At 72.4% G+C, this 12,412-nt stretch carries 14 protein-coding genes; 6 read left to right on the top strand and 8 right to left on the bottom strand.

Annotation, left to right across the window (positions count from 1 at the left end; genetic code table 11):
- The first annotated feature begins 4 nt into the window (after positions 1 to 4).
- Entirely contained in the window at positions 5 to 1,354 is a 1,350-nt protein-coding gene (locus DEI97_RS03305) for an MFS transporter (protein ID WP_111074945.1), read from the top strand.
- Between the two features lie 54 nt (positions 1,355 to 1,408).
- On the opposite strand, the gene DEI97_RS03300 is transcribed toward DEI97_RS03305, so the two are convergent.
- Complete coding sequence (locus DEI97_RS03300) at positions 1,409 to 2,299, bottom strand: alpha-E domain-containing protein (RefSeq protein WP_181439248.1); 891 nt, start codon at positions 2,297 to 2,299, stop codon at positions 1,409 to 1,411.
- Positions 2,300 to 2,507: 208 nt separating this feature from the next.
- Between DEI97_RS03300 and DEI97_RS03295 the strand changes: the two genes are divergently transcribed.
- Positions 2,508 to 3,014 (top strand): MarR family winged helix-turn-helix transcriptional regulator, encoded by a 507-nt coding sequence (locus DEI97_RS03295; RefSeq protein WP_111074943.1) that lies wholly within the window; start codon positions 2,508 to 2,510, stop codon positions 3,012 to 3,014.
- A gap of 59 nt (positions 3,015 to 3,073) precedes the next feature.
- Positions 3,074 to 3,262 (top strand): hypothetical protein, encoded by a 189-nt coding sequence (locus DEI97_RS03290; RefSeq protein ID WP_111074942.1) that lies wholly within the window; start codon positions 3,074 to 3,076, stop codon positions 3,260 to 3,262.
- Positions 3,263 to 3,371: 109 nt separating this feature from the next.
- Here DEI97_RS03290 and DEI97_RS03285 read toward each other — a convergent pair whose 3' ends face one another.
- The 6 genes from DEI97_RS03285 to DEI97_RS03260 form a co-directional block, all read right to left on the bottom strand.
- Positions 3,372 to 4,214 carry an NAD(P)-dependent oxidoreductase gene (locus DEI97_RS03285; protein ID WP_220039202.1) on the bottom strand — a complete coding sequence of 281 codons (843 nt, stop codon included), beginning with the start codon at positions 4,212 to 4,214 and terminating at the stop codon, positions 3,372 to 3,374.
- A 118-nt stretch (positions 4,215 to 4,332) separates the two neighbouring features.
- Positions 4,333 to 5,100, bottom strand: coding sequence for a M23 family metallopeptidase (locus DEI97_RS03280; RefSeq protein WP_111074941.1), 768 nt, complete (start codon positions 5,098 to 5,100; stop codon positions 4,333 to 4,335).
- 237 nt (positions 5,101 to 5,337) lie between these two features.
- On the bottom strand, positions 5,338 to 5,769 hold the full coding sequence (locus tag DEI97_RS03275) for a hypothetical protein (protein ID WP_111074940.1): 432 nt from the start codon (positions 5,767 to 5,769) through the stop codon (positions 5,338 to 5,340).
- 100 nt (positions 5,770 to 5,869) lie between these two features.
- Entirely contained in the window at positions 5,870 to 6,610 is a 741-nt protein-coding gene (locus DEI97_RS03270; RefSeq protein ID WP_111074939.1) for a lysophospholipid acyltransferase family protein, read from the bottom strand.
- Between the two features lie 73 nt (positions 6,611 to 6,683).
- Entirely contained in the window at positions 6,684 to 8,543 is a 1,860-nt protein-coding gene (gene recQ, locus DEI97_RS03265) for a DNA helicase RecQ (protein ID WP_111074938.1), read from the bottom strand.
- A 9-nt stretch (positions 8,544 to 8,552) separates the two neighbouring features.
- The gene (locus DEI97_RS03260; protein WP_146248144.1) at positions 8,553 to 9,722 is read right to left on the bottom strand and encodes a CPBP family intramembrane glutamic endopeptidase; all 1,170 of its coding nucleotides are present in this window, start codon (positions 9,720 to 9,722) and stop codon (positions 8,553 to 8,555) included.
- Between the two features lie 36 nt (positions 9,723 to 9,758).
- On the opposite strand from DEI97_RS03260, the gene DEI97_RS03255 reads away from it, so the two are divergent.
- Positions 9,759 to 10,715 (top strand): EamA family transporter, encoded by a 957-nt coding sequence (locus DEI97_RS03255; RefSeq protein ID WP_111074936.1) that lies wholly within the window; start codon positions 9,759 to 9,761, stop codon positions 10,713 to 10,715.
- Positions 10,716 to 10,763: 48 nt separating this feature from the next.
- On the opposite strand, the gene DEI97_RS03250 is transcribed toward DEI97_RS03255, so the two are convergent.
- On the bottom strand, positions 10,764 to 11,267 hold the full coding sequence (locus DEI97_RS03250) for a GNAT family acetyltransferase (protein WP_111074935.1): 504 nt from the start codon (positions 11,265 to 11,267) through the stop codon (positions 10,764 to 10,766).
- 134 nt (positions 11,268 to 11,401) lie between these two features.
- Here DEI97_RS03250 and DEI97_RS03245 point away from each other — a divergent pair, with 134 nt between their 5' ends.
- Together DEI97_RS03245 and DEI97_RS03240 are read left to right on the top strand one after the other, a co-directional pair.
- The gene (locus tag DEI97_RS03245; RefSeq protein ID WP_258376708.1) at positions 11,402 to 12,208 is read left to right on the top strand and encodes a class E sortase; all 807 of its coding nucleotides are present in this window, start codon (positions 11,402 to 11,404) and stop codon (positions 12,206 to 12,208) included.
- Complete coding sequence (locus tag DEI97_RS03240) at positions 12,205 to 12,381, top strand: hypothetical protein (protein ID WP_181439253.1); 177 nt, start codon at positions 12,205 to 12,207, stop codon at positions 12,379 to 12,381. Before DEI97_RS03245 ends, DEI97_RS03240 begins: the two co-directional genes overlap by 4 nt.
- Positions 12,382 to 12,412: the final 31 nt, after the last annotated feature.

Below are 12,412 nucleotides of genomic sequence, written 5' to 3'. Positions count from 1 at the left end.
TGCCATGTTCCGGTCCCTCTCGGGACGCAACTACCGCATCTGGTTCGCCGGTGCCCTCGTGTCGAACATCGGCACGTGGATGCAGCGCACCGCCCAGGACTGGCTCGTCCTCACCCAGCTGACCCATGACGACGCCGTCGCCGTCGGGGTCACCATGGCGCTGCAGTTCGGACCCCAGCTCGTCCTGCTCCCCTGGACCGGGCTCGTCGCCGACCGCTTCGACCGACGCCGGATGCTCATGCTGACGCAGGGGCTGATGGGGTTGCTCGGCCTCGGGCTCGCCGTCATGGTGCTCACCGACACCGCGACGCTCTGGTCCCTCTACGGGTTCGCCCTCGCACTCGGGGTCGTCGCCGCGTTCGACACCCCGGTGCGCCAGGCCTTCGTGTCCGACGTCGTCACGGGCGAGCAGGTCTCGAACGCCGTCGCACTGAACTCGGCGTCGTTCAACGCGGCCCGGCTCATCGGCCCCGCCGTCGCCGGTGTCCTCATCGCGGCGATCGGCTCCGGGTGGGTGTTCGTCATCAACGCCGGGTCGTTCCTGGCCGTCCTCATCGCGCTGCGGTTCGTCGACCCGGAGCAGCTCGCCGACCGGGCACGGGCCCCACGCGGCAAGGGGCAGCTGATCGCGGGCTTCCGGTACGTCCGCACCAGACCGGACATCATCGTGGTGCTCTGCATGATCTTCGTCGTCGGGACCTTCGGCGTGAACTTCGCGATCTTCACCTCGACGATGGCGCGTGTGGAGTTCCACCGCGGCGCCGGCGAGTTCGGCCTGCTCAACTCGGTGATGGCGGTCGGATCGGTGCTCGGCGCCCTGCTGTCGGCGCGGCGCGAGGTCCCCCGGATGCGCACGCTGACCATCGCGGCGGGCGGGTTCGGACTCGCCTGCACCGCCGCGGCCTTCGCGCCCACGTACTGGACGTTCGCGATCCTGCTCGCCTTCCTCGGGCTCGCCTCGCTGACCTTCATGACCACGGCGAACGCCCTCGTGCAGACCACCACCGAGCCCGCGATGCGCGGCCGGGTGATGGCCCTCTACATGGCGGTCTTCGCCGGCGGCACCCCGCTCGGTGCCCCGATCGTCGGCGCGGTCGCCGATGCCTGGGGTCCGCGGTGGGCGATCGGGGTCGGCGCACTGTCGGGCTTCGTCGCGCTGGCGATCGCGCTCGTCTGGCTCGTCCGGTTCCAGCACGTCCGGCTGCGCTACGACGCGGACAACCGCCTGCACCTGGCGGTCACCCGGTCGCTGCCCGTCGTCGTGCCGGCAGCGGGTTCCCGGGCCGCTCGGGCAGCCGTCCGGCGGGACCTGCAGCACGACGAGGCCGTGGTGGAACGGTCGAGTCCGGTCTAGACGCCGGGGCTTCCGGTCGAGGACCCGGGTCTCGTTCCGGTGAGCGGGCCCGTGTCAGTGGGCGGGCTCCGGTGCGGTGAACACCCGGCGGTCCAGGGCGGCAGTGATCGCCTCCGCGGCCGCGGCGAGCCGGGAGCCGGCCGTCCGGGCAGCGTCCACGGCGGTCTCCGGCGTCACCGTCTCGAGCTCGGCGCGGGCCGCGCCGAACGCCCGGACCTCGTCCGCCAGGTGCACGCCGACCAGGTCGTCGAGGCATCCCTCACTGCGACGGGCCAGGAACAGCAGCGATCGAGGACTGTGCTCGTCGAGCAGGAGGAACGCGGCCGCGTCCGCCGAGGTGCTGCCGTGTCGGAACTCGCGGTGGAACGCCTCGCCCGCCCCGCAGGCACGGAGCGCCGTCGACCACGACGTCACCGAACCCGGGTCGAGCAGGTCCGAGGCGAGCATCCGCGCGGTCACGGTCAACCGCGTCAGGGAGCGGCCGAGCGTGAAGAACTCCCACACCTCGTCGCGGCTGACGTCCCCGTCGACCACGCCGACGGCCAGGGCGCTGCGCTCGCGGACCCAGCCGAGGAACTCGTGCGCCTTCTCGCCGACGATCTTCCGCGGCAGCCGGGAGCGCGTCGTGTTGAGGCAGTCCCAGAGTTCGGTGGACACGACGTCCCGTGCCCGACGGGCGTCGTCCCGTGCGACGGCGACGGCCGCGGCGATCGACGCCGGTTCGTGGCGGTCGAGGGCCAGGGCGTCGAGGGTCGCCGACGGACTGAGGTCGGCATCCGGCGGCACCGCCGCCCCGACCACGGTCCGGAGGTCCCGGCCGAGACCCGGGTCGTCCGCCGAGGGGTCCCGCCGTGCCAGGTGCACGTCGAGCAGGCGCGCGACGACGTCCGTCCGCTCGACCGCGCCCCCGACACTGTGGACGCTCCTGGCGAGTCGGTTCAGCACGGCGACTCCTGCATGCGGCGAACCTACTGAGGGCTCGTTGCCGGGGTGTTTCCGAGCCGCGTCACCGGTGTTGCGGCGGTCCACGACGATGAGCGGAAGTCAGTCCTGTGGCCGTTCGGGGGACGCCGCCTGGCCGCACCCTGGACGCTGAGCGTGCAAGTCATCACGCTCGCTAGACAAACTAACTAGACCGTCTAGCATTGTCCGTATGACTTCCGAGGTGACGACAGCAGCCCCGGGGTTCTGGTACGGCGAGGACTCCCGGGTCGACGCAGTGGACGTGTTGAACGCCCTGCGTCGGTACCGCACTGCCGAGAGTTCTGCCCAGCGTCGCGTGCGTGAGGAACTCGGGATCGGCGAGAACGCGTTGATGGCCCTGCGGGTCCTCGTCGACGCCGAGACCTCCGGCCGGACCGTCAACTCGAAGGAACTCGCGGAGCGCCTCGGCATCACCGCAGCGTCGACCTCGGCGCTCGTCGACCGGCTCGTCCGCTCCGGCCACGTCGAGCGGCACGCGGACCCGGGCGACCGGCGCGGCGTCATCCTCACCGCGACCGGCAAGTCGATGCGTCGGGCCCTGGCCGTCATCGGTGACCTGGACTCCCGGGCCGTCGAGGTCGCCCAGCACCTGCCGCCCGAGGACATGGCCGTCGTCGTGGCGTTCCTGCAGCAGATGGCCGGCGCGGTCGACGACACCGACCTCGACCAGGACTGAGCCGGAGCGCGAACTCTCCGTCAGGCCGGCCGCCGAGGACCCCGGCGTACGCTGAGACGATGCGCGAGCCCGAGGACGACATGCCCGCGGCCGAGCTCGACGCCCGCGCCCGGGCCGATGCCGCGCTCCGGCGCATCCGTGACGGAGCGGATCCGACGCGGGAGGCCTTCGACCTCGCGAACACGCTGAACGACGAGTCGGTCAGGCGGTTCGCCCGGCGCCTGCGCGACCTGTTCCGCCGCGCCTGACCCCACCCCGGACCGGACGGTTCTCCGACCCCGTCGTCTCCCCGGACCTGTCCTCTCCCCGAACCCGTCGTCGCCGGTGCGGACCGTCTCCGGTCCGCACCGGCGTCGGTCAGAACGCGGTGCCGACCGCCGCTATGTCGTCGCCGCCGTGTCCCGCCGCGCTGGCTTCGGCGTAGACGCGTCCGAGGGCGTCGAGCAGCGTCGTGTCGACGTCCGCGCCACGTGCCGCATCCGTGATGAGACCGATGTCCTTGCGGAGGCCGTCGAGTGCGAACTGCGCCGGGTACTCCCCCGCGATCATCGCCGCACCCTTGGTGTGCGCGTACGCCGAGTCACTGGCCGATCTGTCGATCGCGTCGAGGAACAGCTGCGGGTCGAGTCCGAGCGCGCGGGCGATGGCGAGCGACTGCCCGGTCGCAGCGGTGATCGACGCGATCCAGGCGTTGGCGGCGAGCTTGAGCGCCGTGCCTTGCCCGACCTGGTCGCCCGCCCGGACGACCTTCGCGCTGACCGCGTCCAGCACCGGGCCGACGAGCGACACCGGGTCGTCCGCACCAGCGACGAGCATCGTGAGCTTGCCCTGCTCGGCCGGGGCCTTGGTGCCGAGCATCATCGCCTCGACCAGGGTGATGCCGTACTTCGCGGCGAGCTGGACGACGGTCTCGGTGCCGGCGACCCCGATCGTCGACGCCTGCACCCAGACGGCGTCCTCCGGAGCGTCACCGGCGGCGTGCTCGAGGACGTCGACCACCGCGTCGGTGTCGAACAGGGTCAGCAGGACGACCTGCGCCCCGGACACCGCCTCGGCAGCGTCGGTGACGACCGTCGCACCGTGCTCGCCGAGCGGCCGGGCGCGGTCTGCGGTGCGGTTCCACACCGTGACGTCGTGCCCCGCTCGGAGCAGCGACTGTGCGACGCCTGCTCCCATCGCTCCGGTTCCCAACACCGACACACGCACCGTGGTCTCCTCACCGCGTGGCTCTCTGCCACGACGACGTTGACGCTACGCGGCTTCCCGGGACGCCGACGCAGCAGCGGAGCACCTGTGGAGAGAAGTCAGACGACGCCCGTCAGTGCAGGAGACCCCGCGCGGCCAGCCACGGTTCGGGGTCGACCGGACGGCCGCCCAGGATCACCTCGAAGTGCAGGTGCGGGCCGGTCGAGACCCCGGTGCTGCCGACCGCGCCGATGCGTTCCCCGACCCCGACCGTCTGACCGGGTCGGACGCCGATGACCGAGAGGTGGCCGTAGCGCGTCTCGGTGCCGTCCGGGTGCCGGAGCAGCACCTGGTTGCCGTAGCCGCCGAACACCCCGGCGGACTCGACGGTGCCGGACATCACGGCGACGACGGGTGTCCCGCTCGCGGCGGCGAAGTCCGTCCCCTGGTGACTCGTCGAACACGCGGCGCACCCGGCGACGTTCCGACCACCGAAGTTGCCGGCCGAGGGGATCGTGCCCGCGACCGGACGGGCAGCGGCGACGGTCGACCCGGGCGTCCGGGCGAGCAGCACCCCGTCAGTGGTCCGTCCCACCACGGTGAAGTCCGCGCGGGCCGTGGTGTCCGGGGCGGTCCCGTGCACCCGGAAGTCCTGGTTCGGCGGGCCCGGGGCGAGGGCCTCGACCGGGGCGGCGATCGCCGACCGGGGCGCGGTGTCGGTGACGACCAGGCAGGCCGCGAGGGCGATCGACGTCAGTGCGAGGCCACGACGGGCCCAGCAGTGCTGTCGGACGTCGTGCGCCGCGGCGACGATCGACGCCCGGACGAGTGAGACCGTCAGCGCGACCCCGGGCCGGAACCGGCGGTGCGGCCGGCTCGTCGGCCGGTGCGCGGCGCTCACCGCCGACCGTCGCGGTGGACGGAGGCTGGAACGACGGGCGCCCGATCGGTGGGCCTGCGGTCGGCTGGCATCGGATCGGTGGGCCTGCGGCCGGCTGGCATCCGGTCGGCCGGCGTGCGGTCGATGGGCGTCCGATCGACCGGCGTGCGATCGACGGGTGCCCGGGAGGGCCTCTGCGGTGCGACGGGCCCGACGGGACCCGTACTGCACCGGGATGGACGACGACACGTCTCCGGCTCAGCCGCGGACGACGCCGCTGGCGACGATCCGCTCGACCTCGATCGCGACGGCGTCGACGACCGCGCGGGTCACGGCGTCGACGACCGCTTCGACCAGGGGCAGCTGCTCCTGGCAGACGACGTGCTCACGGGCGAGGGAGGCGCGGAGGCTCGCGGGGATCCCGTCGATCATCTCGACCAGGTCCGCGGGGACGACGGCGAGCGGCGACGACGGGACGGAGGTCGCGGGACCGTGGACCGCGGCCAGGTCGGCGCTGGGCACGCTCAGACCAGCCGGTGCGTCGAGACGGACAGCCGGCGCGGTCGAGGCCGACGGAGCGATCGTGGTGGGCGCGGCGTTCCGGGCAGGCGTGGCGATCGGGGAAGACGGAGCAGCGCCGGACTGCGCACTGCGGCGGGCGATCGCGTCGAAGAGGGGCGTGGAGGACATGACGGGCCTTTCCCTGGCGGATTCGGGCGACCCGTCGATGCTGATCCCGACGAGCCGGATCGAGCATAGTATGCGTATTTCACATATGCAATAGTGCGCGTCAGTCGGGTTGCGCGTCCCCACGGTCGTCGTGGTGCAGCATCCGCTTGACCCGCTCCACGATCGTCGTCGGCGGCTCGTTGTAGACGCCGGCCGGCTCCTGACCGCTGAGGGCCTGGATCGCCGCCGTCACCGCGTCCGTCGCCTGACGCCGCGCACGGCCCGAGCTCGCAGCGCCGAAGCCGGACAGGTCCATCGGCTCCCCGAACTCGATCCGCACCCGGGCCAGCCGGGGCATCCGCGACCCGACGGGCTGCACGTGCTCGGTGCCGGTGAGGGCGACGGGGACCACCGGCGCCCCGCTCGTCAGGGCGAGCCACGCCACCCCGGTCCGGCCCCTGTAGAGCCGACCATCGAGCGACCGGGTGCCCTCGGGGTAGATCGCGAAGGCCTCGCCCGCCTCGAGTCGTGCGAGCCCGAGGTCCAGGGCCTGTTGCGCGGCGGCTCCGGCACCCCGCTCGACGCCGATCGCACCGATGCCGGAGAAGAACGCGCGCGACAGTGCACCGCGGAAGCCCGTGCCGGTGAAGTACTCCTGCTTCGCGAGGAACGACACCTTGCGCGGCGCCAGGAGCGTGATCGTCGGGGAGTCGATGAAGGACCGGTGGTTGCTCGCCAGGATCACCGGTCCGCGCTTCGGGACGTTCTTCCGACCGACCACCTCGGGCCGCCACAGCAGTCGTGCGAGCGGCGCCACCACGGCGCGCCCGAGCACGGTGGCGGGCTTCGTCGAACGGGACACACGGCCTCCTGGTGGGCGGGAGGTACCGAGTGTAATGACGGGCCCGGGGGCGACATGCCCCGAGCGGCATGGGTCAGACGGCGGCCGCCACGACGGTGAGGACGGCCCGCCCGTAGGACTCGAGCTTCGCCGCACCGACGCCCGAGATCTCCGACAGCTCGTCGAGGTCGGCCGGCTTCACCGCGGCGATCCCACGCAGGGTGGCGTCGTTGAACACGACGTACGCGGGGACCCCCTGCTCGCGAGCCTGCCCGGCACGCCACTGCCGCAGCGACTCGAACAGCGGCATCGCCTCCTGCGGCATGTCCGACACCACGGCGGCGCGACGGCTCCGACCGGCTCGCGGGGTCTTCACGGGGTCGCGGCGCATCCGGACCTCGATACGACCGGCCAGCACCTCGGCGCTCGTCGGACTGAGGACGAGCGTGCCGTACCCGTCGCCGGACACCGCGACGTACCCCTGCGCCAGCAGCTGTCGGGCCACGGCCTTCCAGTCGGCGTCGGACAGGTCCTGGCCGATGCCGAACGTGGCGAGCGAGTCGTGCCCGAGTTCGGTCACGCGGGGCGACTGCTTGCCGGTGAGGATGTCGACCAGGTGTGCGACGCCGTAGCGCTGGCCGCGCTCGCGGTCGAGCCGCACGATGGTGGAGAGCAGCTTCTGAGCGGGCACGGTGCCGTCCCAGGACTCGGGCGGCGCCAGGCACGTGTCGCAGTTGCCGCACGCCGACGACTCCTGCCCGAAGTACGCGAGCAGGCGCACCCGGCGGCACTCGATCGTCTCGCACAGGGCGAGCATCGCGTCGAGGTGCGCGCTGAGCTGCCGTCGGTGCGCGGCGTCCCCCTCGGACTGGTCGATCATGCGGCGCTGCTGCACGACGTCGTTCAGCCCGTAGGCGAGCCACGCGGTGGAGGGCAGCCCGTCACGCCCGGCACGCCCGGTCTCCTGGTAGTAGCCCTCGACCGACTTCGGCATGTCGAGGTGCGCGACGAAGCGGACGTCGGGCTTGTCGATGCCCATGCCGAACGCGATGGTGGCGACCATGACGATCCCGTCCTCGCGGAGGAACTGGGCCTGGTTCCGCTCCCGCACCCGGGCGTCGAGGCCCGCGTGGTACGGCAGCGCGGCGATGCCCTGCTGCACGAGGGCCGCCGCGGTGCGTTCGACCGAGTTGCGGGACAGGCAGTAGACGATGCCGGCGTCGCCGCTGTGCTCGGTGCGGATGAACGTCAGCAGCTGCTGCATCGCGCCGGTCTTCGGCTCGATCCGGTACTGGATGTTCGGCCGGTCGAAGTCGGCGACGAAGTGCGCGGCGTCGTCGAGCCCGAGCCGGGCCGAGATCTCGCGGTGGGTCTGCGGCGTCGCGGTGGCCGTCAGCGCGATCCGGGGGACGTCCGGCCAGCGTTCGTGGAGCACGCTGAGCTCGAGGTAGTCCGGGCGGAAGTCGTGCCCCCACTGCGCCACACAGTGCGCCTCGTCGATCGCGAAGAGCGCGATCCGGGCCCGGTCGAGCAGGGAGCGCGTGGACTCGATCTTCAGTCGTTCGGGCGCCAGGTAGAGCATGTCGACCTGGCCGGTGACGATGTCCCGCTCGACCCGGGCGCGCTCGTCCGGTCCCTGCGTGGAGTTGAGGAACGCGGCTCGGACACCGTTGGCGGCGAGGGCGTCGACCTGGTCCTGCATGAGGGCGATCAGCGGGGAGACGACCACCCCGATGCCGTCGCGGACGAGCGAGGGCACCTGGTAGCAGAGCGACTTGCCGCCGCCGGTCGGCATCAGGACGAGAGCGTCCCCACCGGCGACCACTCGGTCGATGATCTGGGCCTGTTCCCCGCGGAAGGCGTCGTAGCCCCAGACCCGGTGCAGCACGTCGAGCGCAGCGGACCGGGGCCCAGCTGCCTCGGTTCCGGGCGCAGCGACACCACTCGAACTCATGCGACGAGCCTACGGCCGCGTGCCGACACCACCGGACTTGTCCACAGCCGACGCCACCGGCCCGCCCGCACCCGCCCCGACCAGCCCCGGGCCGCCGGACGCGCCCGTCTCGGAGGCGCCCGTCTCGTGGCCGCGCGCCGGCGCACCCGACCAGCCCGCGCCTCCCGGCCGGAGCCACTGCCGGCCACCCGCCCAGAGCGGCGTCTGCCCACGGAACCGCGGTGCCTCCTGCCCGGGGAACCGGCGGTCGAGCTTGCGCCACCACGCCGTCAGCTCGACGAGTGCCCAGTAGAGCAGCGAGGTGCCGAGCGTCACGACGAACCCCTGCCAGCTGCCCTGCGACCCCTCGCCGGTCAGGTCGACCTGCGACCAGCCCGGGGCCTGCAGCACGAAGATCATGATGTTGTTGAGCGCGTGCTGCAGGACCGTGGCCTCGAGCCCGCCGGTCCGCAGCACGATGACGGCTGCGACCAGTCCGAACGAGCCGACGTCCAGGATGCCCCAGATGTTGTAGCCGTTCGGCACGTGCAGGACGGCGAACAGCACGGTCGACACCGCGACCGCGACGACGGCGCCGACCGCACGGAGCGGGATCCACGAGCCGATCGTCTGCATGAGGAAGCCGCGGAAGACGTACTCCTCGGCCGCGGCCTGGAACGGCACCAGCAGGACCACCAGCAGGATCGTCAGGGTCAGCGTCCGCAGGGTCACGGTCGACTGCCCGAGTTCCGCGGTGTTCCAGTGCAGGCCGCCGTCGGTCGCGACGTACCCGGCGCCCTGGAACAGGAACATCACGACCGCGAGCACCAGGAGCGGCAGCAGGCACCAGCCGAGCCAGCCCCAGCGGACCCGGGTCCGGACCGACGACAGCAGCCCGTAGGGGCCGAGCCCGGCGATCTTCGTGGACAGCATGATCGCCGGCAGCAGCACCACGAGCGACACCAGCGTCAGCGACAGGATGAGCGGGTCGGTCGGGTCGAGCGCGCCAGACGAGAGCTTCTCCGTCAGGTCGGTGAGCCCGGCCGGTCCGCGCTGCGCGCCGATCGGCACGAAGTACGCGATCGCGATGACGATCTGCGACGCCAGGTAGAAGCCGAGGAACACCGCCACGGCGACCAGTGGCCGCCACCACCGCCAGTTCGCATCGACACGGGGCAACCGGTGGTAGGGAACGCTCACGCCGTGCAGAGTACCGGTGCGGGCAGGATGGGACCCGTGATCACCGTGCTGCTCGGCCTGGGTGGCGCCCTCGTCTACGGGGCCGCCGACTTCCTCGGTGGGCTGGCGTCCCGTCGGGTCCGGCCGGTGCGCGTCGCGGCCGTCGCGGCCCTGGTCGGCCTGGTCCCGCTGCTCGTCGGCTTCGCGGTCCTCGGCGGTCGGTTCTCCGAGCAGGCCGCGGTCGCCGGGGTGGTGGCCGGCGTCTCCGGCGGCGTCGGCGTCCTGCTGCTCTACGCCGCGCTCGCGATCGGCCCGATGAGCGTGCTGTCCCCGCTCACCGCCGTCTTCTCCGCGGTCGTCCCGGTCGTCGTCGCGCTCGTCCGCGGCACCGTGCTGTCCCCGCTCGGCGTGGTCGCGCTCGTGGTCGCGGTGGTCGCCGTGGTGCTCGTCGCCGCGGTCCCCGATCCGGGAGGCGCCCGCCTCACCCTCCGCGGGGTCGTCACCGCGGCGGTCGCCGGGTGCGGCTTCGGCGGGGTCGTGCTCGGGTACGACGCCTCGCCGCCCGACTCCGGCGTCGCGACCCTGCTGGTCGCCCGGACGCTGCAGGTCGTGCTGCTCGGTGCGGCGGCCCTCGTCACCCTGCGGCTGGGTGGCCGGGTCGGCACACGGCCGGGAGGCACGCCCGCCGCCACGACGACGCCGGACGTCCGCCCCGTGGTCGGGCGGGTGCGGCCTGGTCGGGTGCACGCTGGGCGGGTGCGGCCCGCGCGGGCCCTCGTGCTCGTGGTGATCGGCTGCGGGGTGTTCGACGCGATGGCGAACGTGTTCATCCAGGCCGGCCTGCACTCGAGCGACGTCCCGTCGACCCTGCCGGTGATCAGCGTCCTCAACGCGCTGTACCCGATCGGCACCGTGGTGCTCGCCGGCATCGTGCTGCGCGAACGACTGACCGCCTTGCAGACCACCGGGATCGTGTTGGCGTTCGCCGCGTCCGTCGGGCTCGCGGTGTCCTGACCGACCGGGTCCATCGAGAGGTGCCTGACAGTCCTCCTGCGGATCGGCTCAGGACGCGGCAGCGGTCCCGGGGCCGGTGCGGGCGTCGGAACGGGCGTCACTGGGGGCGTCATCGGGGGCGTCGGCACCGTCGTCCGAGATGAGGCGTTTGCCGAGCGAGACCGTGCGGTCGTCGGCGTAGCCGAGCGCCTCGTAGAAGGCGATGACCTGCTCGTTGCCGGCGCGGACCTGCAGGTTGACCTTGGGGCACCCGAGGTCGGTGAGCAGCCGCTCGAACTCGGCCATCAGCCGCCGGCCGAGCCCACCACCCTGCCGGTCCGGCGACACCGCCAGGTAGTTGACCCAGCCCCGGTGCCCGTCGAAACCGGCCATGCCGGCGGCGACCACGGCCTCCCGGTCGGTCGCCACCAGGAAGAGCTCCGGCTGCACCGTGGCCTTCCGCGCGATGTCGCGGCGGGGGTCGTTCCACGGGCGGACCAGGCCGCACGACTCCCAGAGCGCGACGACGGCCTCGGTGTCGGTGGGGCGGAACGGACGGATCACGGTCTCCATCCGCACCACGGTAGCGAGGACGACGGCTGAGGATCGATCACCGATTCGGGACCGGGCTGTGGAAGACGCCCGCAGCGGGCCGTCGTCGTGGTCTGATAGACCTACTGCGCCGACCTCACCGATCCGGAGCCCCTGTGACCTCTCACGACACGATGCCGTCGCGGCGCGATGCCCGCGACGACGACGGCACCGAACGGCCCCGACGTCGGCGACCACGGCAGACGGTCGGGGGCGCGCTCGTCGCCCTGCTGGCCGAACTCCTCATCATCGCGGGTGCCGGCACCGGTCTGTACGTCGTGTGGACCGCCTGGTGGACCGACGTCGTCGCCGTGAACGAGCAGTCGAAGCTCGTGCAGACGCTCGACCAGCCGGAGCCGAAGAAGATCGTCGGCACCGAGCGCCGTGACGCCGCTCCCGTCCTGAGCGAACCGCCGGGGCTGTCGACGGTGTTCGGGACGATGCAGATCCCGCGCTTCGGGTCGGACTACAACCGTCCCATCGGCGAGGGCACCGACCGCGAGAAGGTCCTCAACACCATCGGACTCGGCCACTACCAGGACACCGCGATGCCCGGCGCCGAGGGCAACTTCGCCGTCGCCGGCCACCGTGTCACGTACGGCAAGCCGCTCAACCAGATCGCCGACCTCAAGCCCGGCGACCCGATCGTGGTCCGTGTCACCGACGCCAAGACGAAGTTCGACGTCTGGTACGTCTACAAGGTCACCGACAGCCAGATCGTCACGCCCGACCACATCGAGACCATCGCCCCGGTCCCGAACAAGCCCGGCGTGGAGCCGTCCGCCGAGGACCGCTGGCTGACCCTGACCGCCTGCCACCCGATGTGGTCCGCCGCCCAGCGGTACATCGTGCACGCGAAGATGGACTACTGGATGCAGGCGTCCGACGGCACGCCGAAGGAACTGACGGAGGCCGCCAAGTGATCTTCCCCCTCGTCTGGCGCGTGCTGCCCGGACCCACCGCACTGAAGGTGCTCGAGCTGCTCGTGCTGCTCGTCGCCATCGTGTTCGTGCTCTTCACGTGGGTGTTCCCGTGGATCGCGGCCGACATCCTGCCGCCGCCCGACGGCACCGTGGACTCGACGCCACACCCCTGACGCCCCGGCTGCCGACGTGCCGTGTGACGAC

Source organism: Curtobacterium sp. MCLR17_032 (genome assembly GCF_003234795.2).
Classification (GTDB): Bacteria; Actinomycetota; Actinomycetes; order Actinomycetales; family Microbacteriaceae; genus Curtobacterium.
The sequence above is the reverse complement of the archived record's forward strand: the minus strand, read 5'-3'. Positions and strand labels throughout refer to the sequence as shown.